Raw genomic sequence first — 18,855 nt, 5'->3', positions numbered from 1 at the left:
ACCGTGTTTTAATTGAAAACCCTGGGGCTTGCTCCGGGGTTTTTCTTATCTGCATATTCAAGATTTTACCAGGGATAAAACTATGAAACTCTTTGCTCAGGGTTCTTCACTGGATCTCAGCCATCCACACGTCATGGGGATTTTGAACGTCACGCCAGACTCTTTTTCTGATGGCGGGGCGCACAACTCTCTGGTTGAGGCGGTAAAACACGCAAACCTGATGATTAATGCCGGGGCGACTATTATTGATGTGGGTGGTGAATCCACGCGTCCAGGAGCGGCCGATGTGAGCGTGGAAGAGGAATTGCAGCGAGTGATCCCGGTTGTGGAGGCGATTGCTCAGCGTTTTGAAGTGTGGATTTCGGTTGATACTTCAAAACCAGAAGTGATTCGCGAATGCGCGAGAGTTGGCGCACATATCATTAATGACATTCGCTCACTCTCGGAACCCGGGGCGCTGGAGGCTGCAGCAGAAACTGGGCTGCCGGTTTGTCTGATGCATATGCAGGGGCAACCGAAAACCATGCAGGAAGCGCCAAAGTACGAGGATGTTTTTGCTGATGTTAATCGTTACTTTGTTGAGCAAATAGCTCGTTGCGAGCGGGCTGGAATCACAAAAGATAAATTGTTGCTCGACCCCGGATTCGGATTCGGTAAAAATCTCACTCACAACTACACATTGCTGGCACGTTTGGCTGAGTTTCATCATTTTGATCTGCCATTGCTGGTTGGGATGTCACGAAAATCAATGGTTGGCCAGTTGCTGAATGTGGGGCCATCCGAACGCCTGAGCGGTAGTCTTGCGTGTGCGGTCATTGCCGCAATGCAGGGGGCGCAGATCGTTCGTGTCCATGACGTCAAAGAAACTGTAGAAGCGATGCGTGTGGTGGAAGCCACATTGTCTGCAAAGGAAAAAAAACGCTATGAGTAATCGTAAATATTTTGGCACTGATGGGATCCGCGGACGCGTAGGCGACGCCCCAATTACACCTGATTTTGTGCTCAAACTGGGTTGGGCTGCAGGTAAAGTGCTGGCACGTCATGGTTCACGTAAAATTATTATCGGTAAAGATACGCGTATTTCCGGCTATATGCTGGAGTCCGCGCTGGAAGCAGGTCTGGCTGCAGCCGGACTGTCGGCTTCGTTCACCGGCCCAATGCCGACACCTGCCGTTGCGTATCTGACGCGCGCTTTCCGTGCTGAAGCCGGGATTGTTATCTCTGCCTCGCACAACCCGTACTATGACAACGGGATTAAATTCTTCTCCATCGACGGGACCAAACTGCCGGATGCGGTTGAAGAAGCTATCGAAGCCGAAATGGAAAAAGCGATTACCTGCGTGGACTCAGCTGAATTGGGTAAAGCTACCCGTATCGTTGATGCTGCCGGTCGCTATATCGAGTTTTGCAAAGGCACCTTCCCGAACGAACTGAGCCTGAATGAGCTTAAAATTGTGGTGGATTGCGCTAACGGTGCGACCTACCACATTGCACCAAATGTACTGCGTGAGCTGGGTGCAAACGTGATTGCCATTGGCTGCGAGCCAAACGGCGTCAACATCAATGAAGAAGTTGGCGCCACCGACGTCCGTGCCCTGCAGGCCCGCGTGATCGCAGAAAAAGCCGATCTGGGTATTGCGTTGGATGGCGACGGCGACCGCGTCATTATGGTTGATCACGAAGGCAATAAGGTCGATGGCGATCAGATCATGTACATCATCGCCCGTGAAGCCCTGCGTCAGGGGCAGTTGCGCGGTGGTGCAGTAGGTACGCTGATGAGCAACATGGGCCTTGAACTGGCGCTGAAACAGCTGGGTATTCCGTTTGCCCGTGCGAAAGTCGGCGACCGCTATGTGCTGGAAAAAATGCAGGAAAAAGGCTGGCGTATCGGTGCTGAAAACTCAGGCCATGTGATCCTGCTGGACAAAACCACCACCGGTGACGGCATCGTGGCAGGTTTGCAGGTACTGACGGCGATGGTACGCAACCATATGAGTTTGCACGACCTGTGCAGCGGCATGAAAATGTTCCCACAGCTGTTGGTAAACGTACGTTACACCGCAGGAAGCGGCGATCCGCTGGAACATGAAAGCGTGAAGGCGGTGATGGCTGAGGTGGAAGCTGCGCTGGGCAATCGTGGACGAGTCCTGCTGCGTAAGTCAGGCACTGAACCGTTAATTCGCGTGATGGTTGAAGGTGAGGACGAAGCGCAGGTGACTGAATTCGCACACCGTATTGCCGATGCTGTAAAAGCGGTTTAATCCCTCAAGATAGCGAAAGCCGGAGTCTGAGACTCCGGCTTTTTTTTACTGTACGGCAAGCGGCTGTTTACGTCGGCGCTGCCAGAGGTAACCACCGACCATCAGTAGTACAAGGACTGCCAGCCACGGCAGAACCGCCATTAAATGCCCTGAGCGGGCAAAAGTCAGCGTAATCATCAGTAACCAGCCGCCCAGCATCGGAATCGCGGTGCGCTTAACAATATCCACAGGCGAGACGCCTGCAATTCCCGCGATAGCAATGATGACGCCAGCAATAGGCGATAACGTACGACCAATACCCGCCGAGATCTGAATGGGTAGCATCATGACGGCGATATCGCTTCCAATATGACGACTGATGTCTGGTACCATCGGGGCGAAGGAGAAAAACGCCGCGTTTCCCGAGCCCATCAACGCTGAAATTGCAAAGGTGATAAGGGTCATCAACAGGATAATCGAGGCGGCGCTGAGACCAAATTCACCGGAAAGCGACAGCAGTGCATCGACGGCGCCAATGGCTTTCAGTCCGGCTGAAAAGACTTCACCAGCGATAATCAGCGTCACGACGGTAGCAAAAACGCTACCCATGCTGTCGAAGACTTTTTGTACGCCAGCCATCACCTCGCGCGCCTTACGGTGACGGCAATACTCACAAACCAGCGTAATAGCGAGGCTTATCAGTACGGCGGTATCCAACGTAATCTTGAGCGAACTGAACACTAAATCACTGCATACCAGCATCAACACCAGCGGCAGCATGGGCAGAAACAGCCAGGCGATAGGTGCATCTGCTTCATCGGTCGACGTTAATGTCTGCATCTGCTGAGCCACATTGTCACCACTTTCCCGACGGTCAAAAAAGCGTTGCACAACAATATGCAGCAGGGCGATGAACAGAATGACGGGCACGACGATGGGTAATTGATCCTGCACGAAATAGTTTACCACCTCGATGCCTGCGGTTTTGGCGGCGAGCACCGAGTTACCAGAACCTGGGCCAAATTCAACCGCACAGGTGCTGGCGATAACGGCGGCAACGGCGGCGCGGCTACAGCCAAGACGGGTCAGCAACGGGTACAGCGTCGCCATCAACAGCAGACCCAACCCGGTGGCGCTGCTGATAAACAGCGACAGGAATTGACCCAGCAACAGCGCCAACCCCAACAACAGATACGGTGAGTTCAGGCGCTGCAAAGGGCGAGACGTTACCCGAACCAGCACCTGGCTTGCGCCAATGGCTGACATGTATGTGGCGAAACCACCAATCAGCATAATTTGCAGCCCCAGGCCGCCGAGGCGCACGCTCAGGGTATCGCGAATAAACTCAAAGGCGTCAAAGGGGCCAAATCCGGTGCTCTTTTTCACCAGGCTACTGAGCGTGGTCATCCCGCTAAAATGCGCGATAAGCAGTAGCACAATCCCGGTCAACAGCAGCACCGACTGGGGATGATATTTTTTAAGGATCAGACGTCCGGCAAAAATGATGGCGAGTAGCGCCAGTAATAATGACATTCTCCCCCCCTTACTCGAAGTTGCCGGTAACCAGGCACTCGCCATCGCGCAACAGCGGCTTGCCCGCCGCAAACAGATGGGCCAGCGAGAGGTCATCATTGAGTACGCAAATATCGGCACGTTCCCCGGCGCAGAGCACGCCGCCGGAAATACCCAACGAGCGCGCTACGTTTGCCGTCAGCATCGCGATCGCTTGTGGAACTGGGATCCCCACATCAATCAGGCGAGGTAGCAGATTAAGGTTACCTGCGACCGGTGCCGCGCTTAGGCCTTCCACAATCCCCTGGGCGTTAAAGCGTGGCACGCTGCCATTACCATCAGAGCTTACCGTGATGCGATCGGCCGGAACCTGGGCTTCCAGAGCGTGGAGGATCGCCTGCTCCTGAGGCATAAAACGACTGCCACCGGACGTCACGTCGATATGGCCGCCGCGATGGGCGAAAGCAATTGCCTGTTCGAATAAGGACTCTGTTCTCGCAACATGGGTCGGTGAAATGTGGTGGATCGGAATGCCCGCATCGCACAGCTCAATAAGCTGTGACATCCCTTCCGGCAGATTCCCCAGGTGAACGTGCAGCAACCCTTTTTTCCCTGCCAGCAGGGAAGACACGCGGATATCGCTGACTATTCTCAGCAATTCCTGGAAAGAGGGGTAAGAACCTCGGTGATCGGCGAGGGCGATTTTTACGCCAAGGATCGCCGGAATAAAGGCCATATCATCGCGGATGGATCGCGTAATGGTTGGGCTGGGAACGGCGTAGGCTCCCGTATGCATAAACGCGCGTAAACCCTCAAGGTTGAGAGACTGCATTTTGGCGTAAAGATCTTTGGGGGAACGAGAAATGGCATCGGTACCCAACACGCCGACAACCGTGGTAATGCCTGCCTGAATCAGATCACGCAGCTTAACGGCTGGCGTTCGGCTGGCAAATCCAGCTTCGCCACCGCCACCAGTAAGATGGACATGTTGATCGATGATGCCGGGGATAACCCATTTTCCCCGACAATCAATAACGTCGTTAACGCCATCAAACAGAGTAATATCTTTTTCTACCGCCACAATGCGGTCGGCGTGAATGAGCAGGGAGCAGAGGCCTAAATCCTCGGGAGAAAAAACACGGGCATTGGTTAATAAAGTAAACATATCGATCCTGTCAAACGTCGAGGGTGAGAGTCGGCAGGTGAAACGGAATATTGTTGTTATGATGCCCACCTTAAAGCCATTACTATAAATATGACTATTACCGATTTGTTATTGGAGGATGCGGTTATGGCATGGTGGAGAGTTCAACGTGGATTGTAAGTGGCTGGAAGATTTTCTGGCATTGAGCCAGCATGGAAACTACTCCCAGGCCGCTGCGCAGCGGCATATTACTCAACCTGCACTCAGTCGGCGGATAAAGGCGCTGGAAGAGGTGCTGGGGGTGCCGCTGTTTGACCGGACCACGACGCCCGTTACGTTGACGCGCTATGGTGAACGCTTTGAACCCTATGCCCGGCACGTCCTCAGTACGTTAACAGAGGCGCGGCACGAGCTATCGGCGATGACGCCAGCAACGGATAACACGCTGGTCATGGTCAGTCTGCATACGCTGTCGGTGAATATCCTGCCGGATATGATCAACTATCTGCGACAGAGTGAGCCGCAGCTTAATTTTACGGTAAATGCCAGCATTCAGGGGATAGACAATCACTTTAACGCCCTGATAGACCGGCAAATCGATCTGCTGGTGACCTATGATTTACCGTCTGCGCAGCCAGGGCTGGAGATTGCCGGAGGGTTAAAACGTTCACTATGGCGGTATGAGCGATTTATACCGGTTATTTCTGCCCAGTTGGCTAACGTGCTTAACGATCCGCAGGTACCGATCCCGTGGCTTTGCTATAGCGATTATACCTTTGTCAGACGCATTATTGAGCCGGCAGAACAACGTGTCCGCCCACGTCTGAAAAAAGTGTTTGAGAGTGGTTTAAGCGAAACGATACGAGAAATGGTGCTGCGCCATATGGGCATGGCATGGTTACCCGAATCAATGGTGGCGGAAGAGCTGGTGAACCAGCAAATTATTCACTGCTGGCCCGAAACCGCAGACCTGATTTGTGAAATCCCCGTTGTGGTATGGGCGAATCTTGAAGATCAACGCGCCGTCATGCAGAGATGCTGGGAGAAGTTGCTGCGTTTTTGATTGATATGGCGATTTTTTCCGCAGTTGATACAATGCTAACAAATTGCCCTTGCGAAGGTTATTCGCTTTGGTTAGTATTCACACCCGCTTCAGTGGGAAACAGTAAACATTCCCGCTTTAATGGTCGAAGCATTGTACGCGGCAACTCCGCAAGGAACAGGTTGATTATGCACGAAGCTCTTTTAGTAGTTTTCCTTATTGTGGCAATTGGCCTGGTAGGCTTGATCATGCTGCAGCAAGGCAAAGGCGCTGATATGGGAGCCTCTTTTGGCGCAGGCGCTTCTGGTACTCTGTTCGGTTCAAGTGGTTCTGGTAACTTCATGACCCGCATGACAGCTGTATTGGGAACCTTGTTCTTCATCATCAGTCTGGTGCTGGGTAACATGAACAGCAACAAGACCAATAAAGGAAGTGAGTGGGAAAATCTGAGCGCACCGGCGAAAACCGAGCAAACTCAGCCAACTGCTCCGGCTCAGCCGACCAGCGATATCCCACGCTAAGTATTCTGTACCGAGGTGGTGGAATTGGTAGACACGCTACCTTGAGGTGGTAGTGCCCTAACGGGCTTGTGGGTTCGAGTCCCATCCTCGGTACCAAATTCCAGGAAAAAGACGCTGCAAAGCGTCTTTTTTTTCGTCTGTCATTTGTGGCTGTAGGCCTGATAAGCGTAGCGCCATCAGGCGTTGTAATAATGTCGGATGGCGGCGTAAACGCCTTATCCGACCTACAGATAACAGATGCTTATCAGGCCTACATATTCCGCGCATAAAAAAGGCCGCTTTCGCGGCCTTAAGATGGTGATTCTTTACTTCGCCTTATTTTCCAGATTCTCGACCTGCGGCAGGCCGGTTGTGGAAGACGCGGTCAGCAGGCCAGACTGCGCATAGCCGAATAGCTTCTCACGGGTGTCGGTAATATCCAGGTTACGCATGGTCAACTGACCGATACGGTCGTCCGGAGAGAAAACGGAGTCGCCTTTTTCCATCGTCAGTCGCTCTGGTTTATAAGTCAGATTGTCAGATACAGTGTTGAGGATTGAGTAGTCATTACCACGACGCAGTTCCAGCGTCACTTCACCGGTAATCTGGCTGGCAACCCAACGCTGCAGACCGTCACGCAGCATCAGCGCCTGGGAATCAAACCAACGACCCTGATACAGCAGACGACCAAGCTGGCGACCGTGTGCGTGATACTGCTCAATGGTGTCTTCGTTGTGAATACCGGTCAGCAGACGCTCGTAGGCGATATGTAGCAATGCCATCCCAGGGGCTTCGTAGATGCCACGGCTCTTCGCTTCAATGATACGGTTTTCAATCTGATCGCTCATACCCAGACCGTGACGGCCGCCGATACGGTTGGCTTCCAGCATCATCTCAACGTCGTCGCTGAAGGTTTTACCGTTCAGCGCAACCGGATGACCCTGCTCAAAACGCACGGTGACTTCTTCCGCCGGGATCTTCACGCTCTCATCCCAGAATTTCACGCCCATAATCGGGTTGACGATTTTGACGCTGGAGTTCAGGAACTCGAGGTCTTTTGCTTCGTGGGTCGCGCCGAGCATATTGGAGTCTGTGGAGTACGCTTTCTCAACGGACATTTTGTAGTCGAAACCACAGGCAATCATAAATTCGGACATCTCATGGCGACCGCCGAGTTCATCGATAAAATCGGTATCCAGCCATGGTTTGTAAATCTGCAGTTCGGCGTTGGTCAGCAGACCATAACGATAGAAACGTTCAATATCGTTACCTTTATAGGTACTACCGTCACCCCAGATGTTTACGCCATCTTCTTTCATGGCGGCAACCAGCATGGTACCGGTGACTGCCCGGCCCAGCGGGGTGGTATTGAAATAGGTAAGACCGCCAGTGGTATTGTGGAATGCACCGCACTGAATGGCAGCGATCCCTTCGGCAACCAGCTGCTTACGGCAATCTACCAGGCGAGCATTCTCAGCACCATATTCCATTGCACGGCGAGGAATGGCGTCATAGTCATCCTCATCCGGCTGGCCCAAATTCGCAGTATATGCATATGGGACAGCCCCTTTTTGTCGCATCCACAGCAGTGCTGCACTGGTGTCCAGGCCGCCGGAAAAAGCGATACCAATACGTTGACCTACCGGGAGATGCTTGAGAATCGTCGTCATAAAATAAAACCCTGCTTGATAGACTGGTGAAGAGGTCGGCTTATTATACTAATTGCATTTTTATGCAAAATAAATGAGTTTTCATTTAATCATCTTTTCTGGATGACAGGAAGAGTTTAGTGATAATTTCGTTAAATAACGGCGTGGATGGCACATTTATATTGCCGGACATCCGCTGGCCAGCATTCATTGATTTGCATAGTCGTAACAAGGTTGACATAACCCATAGTGAATCAATATACTGTGCGCAGATTTTACGTCCCGTCCTCGGTACCAAATCCCAGCAGTATTTGCATTTTTTACCCAAAACGAGTAAAATTTGCCACGTTTCAGGCGCGGGGTGGAGCAGCCTGGTAGCTCGTCGGGCTCATAACCCGAAGGTCGTCGGTTCAAATCCGGCCCCCGCAACCACTTTCCCTTAGAGTTCTTTTTCAAATATACTGTGAAGACTTAGGCCTTCGTAGCTGGATTTGAAAAAAATTCTTTCGGAAGGTTCTCCGAACCGCAGGTGCGGTTATAGGGTTCAGTTATCTAAAGCCCCGATTTATCGGGGTTTTTTGTTATCTGACTACAGAATAACTGGGCTTTAGGCCCTTTTTTTATGTCTTGGGGGTGGGCTTGTCCACATTAGAGCAAAAATTAACAGAGATGATTACAGCGCCAGTTGAAGCCCTGGGCTACGAACTGGTCGGCATCGAATTTATTCGTGGTCGCACATCCACACTGCGCATCTATATTGATAGTGAAGATGGCATCAATGTTGATGATTGTGCTGATGTGAGCCATCAGGTAAGCGCCGTGATGGATGTTGAAGACCCAATCACCGTTGCCTATAACCTGGAAGTTTCCTCTCCGGGTCTCGACCGTCCTCTGTTCACAGCTGAACACTACGTGCGTTTCCTGGGTGAAGAAGTCACGCTGGTTCTTCGTATGGCGGTACAAAACCGTCGTAAATGGCAGGGCGTTATCAAAGCGGTGGACGGTGAGATGATCACGGTCACAGTCGAAGGCAAAGATGAAGTGTTCGCGCTGAGTAATATCCAGAAGGCGAACCTGGTTCCCCACTTTTAACAGTCTGGATTGAGGTGAAAAGCCCGCGATGAACAAAGAAATTTTGGCTGTTGTTGAAGCCGTATCCAACGAAAAAGCGCTGCCACGCGAGAAAATTTTTGAAGCGCTGGAAAGTGCGCTGGCTACAGCAACAAAGAAAAAATATGAGCAAGAGATCGACGTTCGCGTAGAAATCGATCGTAAAAGCGGTGATTTCGATACCTTCCGTCGTTGGGTAATCGTAGAAGAAGTTACTCAGCCGACCAAAGAAATTACCCTGGAAGCGGCACGTTTCGAAGACGAAAGCCTGAACGTGGGCGAATATGTTGAAGATCAGATTGAATCTGTCACCTTTGACCGTATCACCACCCAGACCGCGAAGCAGGTTATCGTACAGAAAGTACGTGAAGCTGAACGCGCAATGGTTGTTGATCAGTTCCGCGAACACGAAGGCGAAATCGTCACCGGTGTGGTGAAGAAAGTAAACCGCGACAACATCTCTCTGGATCTGGGCAGCAATGCTGAAGCCGTGATCCTGCGTGAAGACATGCTGCCGCGTGAAAACTTCCGTCCAGGCGACCGTATTCGTGGCGTTCTGTACTCAGTACGCCCGGAAGCGCGCGGTGCGCAGCTGTTCGTCACCCGTTCCAAACCGGAAATGCTGGTTGAGCTGTTCCGCATCGAAGTGCCGGAAATTGGTGAAGAAGTTATCGAAATAAAAGCGGCTGCTCGCGATCCTGGATCGCGTGCGAAAATCGCCGTTAAGACCAACGACAAGCGTATTGATCCGGTCGGCGCGTGTGTTGGTATGCGCGGTGCGCGCGTTCAGGCGGTTTCAACCGAACTGGGCGGCGAGCGTATCGATATCGTCCTGTGGGATGATAACCCGGCGCAGTTCGTGATTAACGCAATGGCGCCAGCAGACGTCGCTTCTATCGTGGTGGATGAAGACAAACACACCATGGATATCGCGGTTGAAGCCGGTAACCTGGCTCAGGCGATTGGACGTAATGGTCAGAACGTCCGCCTGGCTTCACAACTGAGCGGTTGGGAACTCAACGTAATGACCGTTGATGACCTGCAGGCGAAGCATCAGGCTGAAGCACATGCAGCCATTGATACCTTCACCAAATATCTCGACATCGATGAAGATTTCGCGACAGTTCTGGTTGAAGAAGGTTTTGCGACGCTGGAAGAACTGGCCTACGTGCCAATGAAAGAACTGCTGGAAATTGACGGCCTGGATGAACAGACCGTTGAAGCGCTGCGCGAGCGTGCTAAAAACGCACTGACCACTCTGGCACTGGCCCAGGAAGAAAGCCTCGGTGATAACAAACCGGCTGACGATCTGCTGAATCTGGAAGGATTGGATCGTGAGATGGCCTTCAAACTGGCTGCCCGTGGTGTTTGTACGCTGGAAGATCTCGCTGAACAGGGCATTGATGATCTGGCTGATATCGAAGGGTTGACCGACGAAAAAGCCGGTGAGCTGATTATGGCTGCCCGTAATATTTGCTGGTTCGGCGACGAAGCGTAATAAACTGTAGCAGGAAGGAACAGTATGACAGATGTAACCGTAAAAACGCTGGCTGCAGAGATACAGACCTCCGTGGATCGCCTGGTACAGCAATTTGCTGATGCAGGTATCCCGAAGTCTGCTGACGACTCTGTATCCGCACAAGAGAAACAAACCTTACTGGCGCATCTGAACCGTGAGAACGGCTCAGCGCCGGATAAGTTGACATTGCAGCGTAAAACGCGCAGTACTCTCAATATTCCAGGTACCGGTGGAAAAAGCAAATCGGTACAAATCGAAGTCCGCAAGACACGCACCTTTGTGAAACGCGATCCGCAAGAGGCCGAACGCCTTGCCGCGGAAGAGCAGGCGCAGCGTGAAGCGGAAGAGCAAGCCCGTCGTGAGGCAGAAGAAGCTGCCAAACGCGAGGCGCAACAAAAAGCCGAACGTGAGGCCGCAGAACAAGCTAAGCGTGAAGCCGCTGATAAAGCGAAACGTGAAGCTGCGGAAAAAGACAAAGTGAGCAATCAACAGACCGACGATATGACTAAAACCGCCCAGGCCGAAAAAGCCCGCCGTGAAAATGAAGCCGCAGAACTGAAGCGTAAAGCGGAAGAAGAAGCACGTCGCAAGCTTGAAGAAGAAGCGCGCCGCGTAGCGGAAGAAGCTCGCCGTATGGCGGAAGAAAACGAGAAAAATGGTGTGAATAACGCTGAACCTGTCGAAGACACCAGCGATTATCACGTCACCACTTCCCAGCATGCTCGCCAGGCTGAAGACGAAAACGATCGTGAAGTCGAAGGCGGCCGTGGACGTACTCGCAGCGCGAAAGCAGCGCGTCCGGCGAAGAAAGGCAATAAACACGCTGAATCTAAAGCTGACCGTGAAGAAGCACGTGCAGCGGTTCGCGGTGGTAAAGGCGGCAAGCAGCGTAAAGGTTCCGCTCTGCAGCAGGGCTTCCAGAAGCCAGCTCAGGCTGTTAACCGTGACGTTGTGATCGGCGAAACCATCACCGTTGGCGATCTGGCGAACAAGATGGCGGTTAAAGGCTCTCAGGTCATCAAAGCGATGATGAAGCTGGGCGCAATGGCGACCATCAACCAGGTCATCGACCAGGAAACCGCACAGCTGGTTGCCGAAGAGATGGGCCACAAAGTTATCCTGCGTCGTGAAAACGAGCTGGAAGAAGCAGTAATGAGCGACCGTGACACCGGCGCTGCGGCTGAACCGCGCGCACCGGTAGTGACCATCATGGGTCACGTTGACCACGGTAAAACGTCTCTGCTGGACTACATTCGTTCCACGAAAGTGGCCTCTGGCGAAGCGGGCGGCATTACTCAGCACATCGGTGCGTACCACGTTGAAACTGACAACGGTATGATCACCTTCCTGGATACTCCGGGTCACGCCGCGTTTACCTCCATGCGTGCTCGTGGTGCTCAGGCAACGGATATCGTTGTTCTGGTTGTTGCAGCAGACGACGGCGTGATGCCGCAGACTATCGAAGCTATCCAGCACGCGAAAGCGGCAGGTGTGCCGGTAGTTGTTGCAGTCAACAAAATCGATAAACCGGAAGCGGATCCAGATCGCGTTAAAAACGAACTGTCCCAGTACGGCATCATGCCGGAAGAGTGGGGCGGCGAGAGCCAGTTCGTTCACGTTTCTGCGAAAGCGGGTACCGGTATCGACGAACTGCTGGATGCTATCCTGCTGCAGGCCGAAGTACTGGAACTGAAAGCTATCCGTAAAGGTATGGCGAGCGGTGCGGTTATCGAATCCTTCCTGGATAAAGGTCGTGGCCCGGTCGCTACCGTCCTGGTTCGCGAAGGTACCCTGAACAAGGGCGATATCGTTCTGTGTGGCTTCGAATATGGCCGCGTTCGTGCGATGCGTAACGAACTGGGTCAGGAAGTACTGGAAGCCGGTCCGTCCATTCCGGTGGAAATCCTCGGTCTGTCCGGTGTTCCGGCTGCCGGTGATGAAGTGACCGTCGTTCGTGACGAGAAGAAAGCCCGTGAAGTTGCACTGTATCGTCAGGGTAAATTCCGTGAAGTTAAACTGGCTCGTCAGCAGAAATCTAAACTCGAGAACATGTTCGCCAACATGACCGAAGGCGAAGTTCACGAAGTGAACATCGTGCTGAAGGCCGACGTTCAGGGTTCTGTAGAAGCGATTTCCGACTCTTTACTGAAACTGTCTACCGACGAAGTAAAAGTGAAGATCATCGGTTCTGGTGTAGGTGGTATCACCGAAACCGACGCGACCCTGGCTGCAGCATCCAACGCGATTCTGGTTGGCTTCAACGTTCGTGCTGATGCCTCTGCACGTAAAGTTATCGAATCAGAAAGCCTGGATCTGCGCTACTACTCCGTCATCTATCATCTGATCGACGAAGTGAAAGCAGCGATGAGCGGCATGCTGTCTCCGGAACTGAAACAGCAGATCATTGGTCTGGCTGAAGTTCGTGATGTGTTCAAATCACCGAAATTCGGCGCTATCGCAGGCTGTATGGTTACCGAAGGCACGATTAAACGTCACAACCCAATCCGCGTACTGCGCGACAACGTGGTTATCTATGAAGGCGAGCTGGAATCCCTGCGCCGCTTCAAAGATGACGTCAACGAAGTCCGTAACGGTATGGAGTGTGGTATCGGCGTGAAGAACTACAACGACGTTCGCGTTGGCGATATGATCGAAGTGTTCGAGATCATCGAGATCAAACGTACCATTGCTTAAGGTTGTTCGGGTGTAGGCCGGATAAGGCGTTTACGCCGACATCCGGCAATGTAATGCCTGATGGCGCTACGCTTATCAGGCCTACAGCCTAATCACCGAATTATTTTCAAAAGGGGCTGAATGCCCCTTTTTTGTCTGGAGAATTTATTATGGCGAAAGAATTTGGTCGCCCGCAGCGTGTAGCGCAGGAGATGCAGAAAGAAATCGCACTCATCCTGCAACGCGAAATCAAAGACCCGCGTGTTGGTATGATGACCACCGTGTCTGGTGTTGAAATGTCCCGTGACCTGGCGTATGCCAAAGTATTCGTGACTTTCCTTAACGACCAGGACGAAGCTGCTGTGAAAAACGGCATTAAGGCACTGCAGGAAGCCTCTGGGTTTATCCGCTCTCTGCTGGGTAAAGCAATGCGTCTGCGCATCGTGCCTGAGCTGACCTTCTTCTACGACAACTCGTTGGTTGAAGGGATGCGCATGTCCAACCTGGTGACCAGCGTGGTGAAACATGACGATGAGCGTCGTGTGAACCCTGCGGACGACAGCAAGGAGGACTGATGAGTCGTCCTCGTCGTCGTGGTCGCGATATTCACGGTGTTCTGCTGCTGGATAAGCCGCAGGGCATGTCCAGCAATGACGTACTGCAAAAAGTAAAACGCATCTACAATGCCAACCGCGCGGGACATACCGGCGCGTTGGATCCGCTGGCGACAGGCATGCTGCCTATCTGCCTCGGTGAAGCGACTAAATTTTCACAGTATTTGCTGGATTCCGACAAACGTTATCGTGTGGTTGCCCGCCTGGGCCAGCGTACTGACACCTCCGATGCCGATGGGCAAATCGTGCAGGAGCGCCCGGTTAGCTTCACCGCAGAGCAGCTTGCAAGCGCGCTGGAGACTTTCCGCGGCGATATCGAGCAGATTCCGTCGATGTATTCGGCGCTGAAGTATCAGGGTAAGAAGCTGTACGAATATGCGCGTCAGGGCATTGAAGTGCCACGTGAAGCGCGCCCGATTACCGTCTATGAGTTGCTGTTTATTCGCCACGAAGGTAACGAGCTGGAGCTGGAAGTTCACTGCTCCAAGGGTACCTATATTCGCACCATCGTTGACGATCTCGGTGAGAAGCTGGGCTGCGGCGCGCACGTAACGTATCTGCGTCGTCTGACGGTCAGCAAGTATCCGGTGGATCGTATGGTGACGCTGGAGCATCTGCGTGATCTGGTTGAACAGGCCGAACAGCAGAACATTCCGGCGGCGCAGTTGCTTGATCCTTTGCTGATGCCAATGGACAGTCCAGCATCGGACTATCCTGTTGTTAATTTGCCTTTAACATCGTCGGTTTACTTTAAAAATGGTAACCCGGTACGGACATCAGGCGCGCCGCTGGAAGGGCTGGTGCGCGTGACGGAAGGCGATGACGGCAAGTTTATCGGCATGGGGGAGATGGACGATGAAGGTCGGGTCGCCCCCCGTCGCCTGGTGGTTGAGTATCCTGCATAACGCTCTCTGTCTTGCGATAAAAGGGCGCTGCGAGTAGAATACTGCCGCTTAACGTCGCGTGAATTGTTTAACAATCTGCGTGGCGTATACACAAAATCTTTCGAGCTGTATCAAGGCGGCAAGTCTGAGAATCCTCGGGAGCTTACTTAGGTAAGTGACTGAGGTGAGCGGACGCAGCCAACGCAGAGTCAGTTTGAAGGATAAAGTGTATACACTGGGATAGCTGAATTAGAGATCGGCATCCTTTCATTCTTAACACTTTGGAGTTTTAAAATGTCTCTAAGTACTGAAGCTACCGCTAAAATCGTTTCTGAGTTTGGTCGTGATGCAAACGACACCGGTTCTACCGATGTTCAGGTTGCTCTGTTGACTGCACAGATTAACCACCTGCAGGGCCACTTTGCAGAGCACAAAAAAGATCACCACAGCCGTCGTGGTCTGCTGCGCATGGTTTCTCAGCGTCGTAAACTGCTCGACTACCTGAAACGTAAAGATGTTGCACGTTACACCGCGCTGATCGAGCGTCTGGGCCTGCGTCGCTAATTCTTTCGAGTTTCAGAAAGAGGGGGCCTTCATGGCCCCTTTTTTCCAGCAGATGGCAGCAATTCGCTGGAAACTAATGTATTGTTGCTATGAATGATCTTCCGTTGCAGAGGTTCGCGCGGCTAATGAGAGGCTTTACTCATGCTTATGGGTTAGGGTTGTCATTAGTCGCGAGGATGCGCAGAAGATCGGGTATTAACGATGGCGCAAAAATGTGCCGTCAAAAAATAGAGAAAGGATATTATTTTGCTTAATCCGATCGTTCGTAAATTCCAGTACGGTCAGCATACCGTTACGCTGGAAACCGGCATGATGGCGCGTCAGGCGACTGCCGCTGTTATGGTTAGCATGGATGACACCGCGGTATTCGTTACCGTTGTTGGCCAGAAAAAAGCGAAACCAGGCCAGGACTTTTTCCCGCTGACCGTTAACTATCAGGAGCGTACCTACGCTGCTGGCCGTATCCCGGGTAGCTTCTTCCGTCGTGAAGGCCGTCCGAGCGAAGGCGAAACCCTGATCGCGCGTCTGATTGACCGCCCGGTTCGCCCGCTGTTCCCGGAAGGTTTCGTTAACGAAGTTCAGGTTATCGCGACCGTTGTTTCCGTTAACCCACAGGTTAACCCGGACATCGTGGCAATGATTGGTGCATCTGCTGCGCTGACTCTGTCTGGTATCCCATTCAACGGCCCGATCGGTGCTGCACGTGTTGGTTACATCAATGACCAGTACGTACTGAACCCGACTCAGGACGAACTGAAAGAAAGCAAGCTGGACCTGGTTGTTGCCGGTACTGAAGCCGCCGTACTGATGGTTGAATCCGAAGCTGAACTGCTGAGCGAAGACCAGATGCTGGGCGCAGTAGTATTTGGTCACGAACAGCAGCAGGTTGTTATTCAGGCTATCAACGAGCTGGCAAAAGAAGCTGGCAAACCGCGTTGGGATTGGCAGCCAGAAGCCGTCAACGAAGCGCTGAACGCACGCGTTGCCGCACTGGCAGAAGCTCGTCTGAGCGATGCTTACCGTATCACTGACAAACAAGAGCGTTATGCTCAGGTTGACGTGATCAAATCTGAAACCATCGCGGCTCTGGTGGCTGAAGACGAAACCCTGGACGCTAACGAACTGGGTGAAATCCTGCACGCTATCGAGAAAAATGTTGTTCGTAGCCGCGTACTGGCAGGCGAGCCGCGCATCGATGGCCGTGAAAAAGACATGATCCGTGGCCTGGACGTGCGTACTGGCGTTCTGCCGCGTACCCACGGTTCCGCACTGTTCACCCGTGGCGAAACTCAGGCGCTGGTTACTGCGACCCTGGGCACCACGCGTGATGCACAGAACCTCGACGAACTGATGGGCGAGCGTACTGACAACTTCCTGTTCCACTACAACTTCCCTCCGTACTGCGTAGGCGAAACCGGTATGGTCGGTTCTCCGAAGCGTCGTGAGATTGGTCACGGTCGTCTGGCGAAGCGTGGCGTACTGGCAGTAATGCCTGAACTGGATAAATTCCCGTACACCGTGCGTGTGGTTTCTGAAATCACCGAATCTAACGGTTCTTCTTCAATGGCTTCCGTATGTGGTGCTTCCCTGGCGCTGATGGACGCAGGTGTGCCGATCAAAGCCGCCGTTGCGGGTATCGCGATGGGTCTGGTGAAAGAAGGCGACAACTTTGTTGTTCTGTCTGACATCCTGGGCGACGAAGACCACCTGGGCGATATGGACTTCAAAGTGGCGGGTTCCCGCGACGGTATCTCTGCACTGCAGATGGATATCAAAATTGAAGGTATCACCAAAGAGATCATGCAGGTTGCTCTGAACCAGGCTAAAGGTGCGCGTCTGCACATCCTGGGTGTGATGGAACAAGCGATCAACGCACCGCGTGGCGACATTTCTCAGTTCGCTCCGCGTATCCATACCATCAAGATCAGCCCGGACAAGATCAAAGACGTTATCGGTAAAGGCGGTTCTGTTATCCGTGCTCTGACCGAAGAAACCGGCACCACCATTGAAATCGAAGATGATGGTACCGTGAAGATTGCTGCGACCGACGGTGAGAAAGCGAAATATGCTATCCGTCGTATCGAAGAGATCACCGCAGAGATCGAAGTAGGCCGTATCTACAATGGTAAAGTGACCCGTATCGTTGACTTTGGCGCATTCGTTGCCATTGGTGGCGGTAAAGAAGGTCTGGTACACATTTCTCAGATCGCTGACAAGCGCGTTGAGAAAGTGACCGACTACCTGCAGATGGGCCAGGAAGTACCGGTCAAAGTTCTGGAAGTTGATCGCCAGGGCCGTGTACGTCTGAGCATTAAAGAAGCAACTGAGCAGTCTCAGCCTGCAGGCGAACCGGAAGCTCCGGCAAGCCAGGGCGAGTAAGGTTGCCATTGCCCTCCGTGAAAACGGAGGGCTTTTAACCCGGCAGGACGCCTTGTTAGCAACCGGGGAACCTGGACGTTCATTCAATCGTTGTCTTCGGGAGTGGGAAATGAAGCCTTTTTTGCGCTGGTGTTTCGTTGCGACAGCACTCACGCTGGCTGGATGCAGTAATTCCGCCTGGCGTAAGAGTGAAGTCCTCGCAGTACCATTGCAACCGACTTTGCAGCAGGAAGTGATTCTGGCACGTATGGAACAAATTCTTGCCAGTCGGGCTTTAACCGATGACGAACGCGCACAGCTTTTATATGAGCGCGGAGTGTTGTATGATAGTCTCGGTCTGAGGGCACTGGCGCGAAATGATTTTTCACAAGCGCTGGCAATCCGACCAGATATGCCTGAAGTATTCAATTACTTAGGTATATATTTAACGCAGGCAGGCAATTTTGATGCTGCCTATGAAGCGTTTGATTCTGTACTTGAGCTTGATCCAACTTACAACTACGCGCACTTAAATCGCGGTATCGCATTGTATTACGGCGGTCGCGACAAGTTAGCGCAAGATGATCTGCTAGCGTTTTATCAAGACGATCCCAATGATCCTTTCCGTAGTCTGTGGCTTTATCTTGCCGAGCAGAAGCTCGATGAGAAGCAGGCTAAAGAAGCGTTGAAGCAACGCTTTGATAAATCGGATAAAGAGCAATGGGGATGGAACATTGTCGAGTTCTACCTGGGCAACATTAGCGAAGCAACGCTGATGGAACGCCTGAAGGCGGACGCAACGGATAACACCTCGCTCGCTGAGCATCTCAGTGAAACCAACTTCTATTTAGGTAAGTACTACCTAAGTCTGGGGGATTTGGACAACGCTACGGCATTGTTCAAACTGGCGGTGGCTAACAACGTTCATAACTTTGTTGAGCACCGATACGCATTGTTGGAATTATCGCTCCTGGGCCAGGACCAAGATGACCTGGCAGAATCGGACCAGCAATAGCTGACGTACACATCAGCCCGTAATCTTTTTT

Annotated in this window: 15 protein-coding genes and 2 tRNA genes; 14 read left to right on the top strand and 3 right to left on the bottom strand. The window is 52.4% G+C overall.

Annotated elements, in window-relative coordinates; genetic code table 11:
* The first annotated feature begins 82 nt into the window (after positions 1-82).
* Both folP and glmM read left to right on the top strand, forming a co-directional pair.
* The gene (folP, locus tag E1B03_RS23385; RefSeq protein WP_103769877.1) at positions 83-931 is read left to right on the top strand and encodes a dihydropteroate synthase; all 849 of its coding nucleotides are present in this window, start codon (positions 83-85) and stop codon (positions 929-931) included.
* Complete coding sequence (glmM, locus tag E1B03_RS23380; protein WP_103769876.1) at positions 924-2,261, top strand: phosphoglucosamine mutase; 1,338 nt, start codon at positions 924-926, stop codon at positions 2,259-2,261. The genes folP and glmM overlap by 8 nt, the downstream gene beginning before the upstream one ends.
* 45 nt (positions 2,262-2,306) lie before the next feature.
* Here the strand turns inward: glmM and dcuC are convergent, their stop codons facing one another.
* Positions 2,307-3,773 (bottom strand): C4-dicarboxylate transporter DcuC, encoded by a 1,467-nt coding sequence (dcuC, locus tag E1B03_RS23375; protein ID WP_103769875.1) that lies wholly within the window; start codon positions 3,771-3,773, stop codon positions 2,307-2,309.
* Between the two features lie 10 nt (positions 3,774-3,783).
* Complete coding sequence (iadA, locus tag E1B03_RS23370; RefSeq protein ID WP_133087024.1) at positions 3,784-4,917, bottom strand: beta-aspartyl-peptidase; 1,134 nt, start codon at positions 4,915-4,917, stop codon at positions 3,784-3,786.
* 148 nt (positions 4,918-5,065) lie between these two features.
* On the opposite strand from iadA, the gene E1B03_RS23365 reads away from it, so the two are divergent.
* The 3 genes from E1B03_RS23365 to E1B03_RS23355 all read left to right on the top strand — a co-directional run bounded on the left by E1B03_RS23365 (position 5,066) and on the right by E1B03_RS23355 (position 6,555).
* Positions 5,066-5,959, top strand: coding sequence for a LysR family transcriptional regulator (locus E1B03_RS23365; protein ID WP_133087023.1), 894 nt, complete (start codon positions 5,066-5,068; stop codon positions 5,957-5,959).
* A gap of 167 nt (positions 5,960-6,126) precedes the next feature.
* On the top strand, positions 6,127-6,459 hold the full coding sequence (secG, locus tag E1B03_RS23360) for a preprotein translocase subunit SecG (RefSeq protein ID WP_133087022.1): 333 nt from the start codon (positions 6,127-6,129) through the stop codon (positions 6,457-6,459).
* Between the two features lie 9 nt (positions 6,460-6,468).
* Positions 6,469-6,555, top strand: a tRNA-Leu gene (locus E1B03_RS23355).
* 209 nt (positions 6,556-6,764) lie between these two features.
* Here E1B03_RS23355 and argG read toward each other — a convergent pair.
* On the bottom strand, positions 6,765-8,108 hold the full coding sequence (gene argG / locus E1B03_RS23345; protein ID WP_003024998.1) for an argininosuccinate synthase: 1,344 nt from the start codon (positions 8,106-8,108) through the stop codon (positions 6,765-6,767).
* 334 nt (positions 8,109-8,442) lie between these two features.
* On the opposite strand from argG, the gene E1B03_RS23340 reads away from it, so the two are divergent.
* From E1B03_RS23340 to nlpI, 9 genes are all read left to right on the top strand, one after another.
* A tRNA-Met gene (locus E1B03_RS23340) sits at positions 8,443-8,519 on the top strand.
* 207 nt (positions 8,520-8,726) lie between these two features.
* Positions 8,727-9,179: a ribosome maturation factor RimP gene (gene rimP, locus E1B03_RS23335; RefSeq protein WP_003024996.1), complete on the top strand. Its 453-nt coding sequence runs from the start codon at positions 8,727-8,729 to the stop codon at positions 9,177-9,179.
* A 28-nt stretch (positions 9,180-9,207) separates the two neighbouring features.
* Positions 9,208-10,695, top strand: coding sequence for a transcription termination factor NusA (gene nusA / locus E1B03_RS23330; RefSeq protein ID WP_043017784.1), 1,488 nt, complete (start codon positions 9,208-9,210; stop codon positions 10,693-10,695).
* 24 nt (positions 10,696-10,719) lie between these two features.
* A complete protein-coding gene (gene infB, locus E1B03_RS23325; RefSeq protein ID WP_103769871.1) occupies positions 10,720-13,410 on the top strand; it encodes a translation initiation factor IF-2 in 2,691 nt (896 codons plus the stop codon).
* Between the two features lie 149 nt (positions 13,411-13,559).
* Positions 13,560-13,964: a 30S ribosome-binding factor RbfA gene (gene rbfA / locus E1B03_RS23320; RefSeq protein ID WP_003024988.1), complete on the top strand. Its 405-nt coding sequence runs from the start codon at positions 13,560-13,562 to the stop codon at positions 13,962-13,964.
* A complete protein-coding gene (gene truB, locus E1B03_RS23315; protein ID WP_133087021.1) occupies positions 13,964-14,908 on the top strand; it encodes a tRNA pseudouridine(55) synthase TruB in 945 nt (314 codons plus the stop codon). The genes rbfA and truB overlap by 1 nt, the downstream gene beginning before the upstream one ends.
* 273 nt (positions 14,909-15,181) lie before the next feature.
* Complete coding sequence (gene rpsO / locus E1B03_RS23310; RefSeq protein WP_000059465.1) at positions 15,182-15,451, top strand: 30S ribosomal protein S15; 270 nt, start codon at positions 15,182-15,184, stop codon at positions 15,449-15,451.
* A gap of 246 nt (positions 15,452-15,697) precedes the next feature.
* Complete coding sequence (pnp, locus tag E1B03_RS23305; protein ID WP_133087020.1) at positions 15,698-17,830, top strand: polyribonucleotide nucleotidyltransferase; 2,133 nt, start codon at positions 15,698-15,700, stop codon at positions 17,828-17,830.
* 109 nt (positions 17,831-17,939) lie between these two features.
* Complete coding sequence (gene nlpI / locus E1B03_RS23300) at positions 17,940-18,824, top strand: lipoprotein NlpI (protein WP_103769869.1); 885 nt, start codon at positions 17,940-17,942, stop codon at positions 18,822-18,824.
* Positions 18,825-18,855: the final 31 nt, after the last annotated feature.

The sequence above is a fragment of the Citrobacter arsenatis genome, assembly GCF_004353845.1.
Classification (GTDB): domain Bacteria; phylum Pseudomonadota; class Gammaproteobacteria; order Enterobacterales; family Enterobacteriaceae; genus Citrobacter; species Citrobacter arsenatis.
This window is presented reverse-complemented; position numbering and strand designations above follow the sequence as displayed.

Coding starts and splice junctions, on each gene's coding strand:
- folP (WP_103769877.1), top strand. CDS start 83: ATGAAACTCTTTGCTCAGGGTTCTTCACTGGATCTCAGCCATCCACAC.
- glmM (WP_103769876.1), top strand. CDS start 924: ATGAGTAATCGTAAATATTTTGGCACTGATGGGATCCGCGGACGCGTA.
- dcuC (WP_103769875.1), bottom strand. CDS start 3,773: ATGTCATTATTACTGGCGCTACTCGCCATCATTTTTGCCGGACGTCTG.
- iadA (WP_133087024.1), bottom strand. CDS start 4,917: ATGTTTACTTTATTAACCAATGCCCGTGTTTTTTCTCCCGAGGATTTA.
- secG (WP_133087022.1), top strand. CDS start 6,127: ATGCACGAAGCTCTTTTAGTAGTTTTCCTTATTGTGGCAATTGGCCTG.
- argG (WP_003024998.1), bottom strand. CDS start 8,108: ATGACGACGATTCTCAAGCATCTCCCGGTAGGTCAACGTATTGGTATC.
- nusA (WP_043017784.1), top strand. CDS start 9,208: ATGAACAAAGAAATTTTGGCTGTTGTTGAAGCCGTATCCAACGAAAAA.
- infB (WP_103769871.1), top strand. CDS start 10,720: ATGACAGATGTAACCGTAAAAACGCTGGCTGCAGAGATACAGACCTCC.
- rbfA (WP_003024988.1), top strand. CDS start 13,560: ATGGCGAAAGAATTTGGTCGCCCGCAGCGTGTAGCGCAGGAGATGCAG.
- truB (WP_133087021.1), top strand. CDS start 13,964: ATGAGTCGTCCTCGTCGTCGTGGTCGCGATATTCACGGTGTTCTGCTG.
- rpsO (WP_000059465.1), top strand. CDS start 15,182: ATGTCTCTAAGTACTGAAGCTACCGCTAAAATCGTTTCTGAGTTTGGT.
- nlpI (WP_103769869.1), top strand. CDS start 17,940: ATGAAGCCTTTTTTGCGCTGGTGTTTCGTTGCGACAGCACTCACGCTG.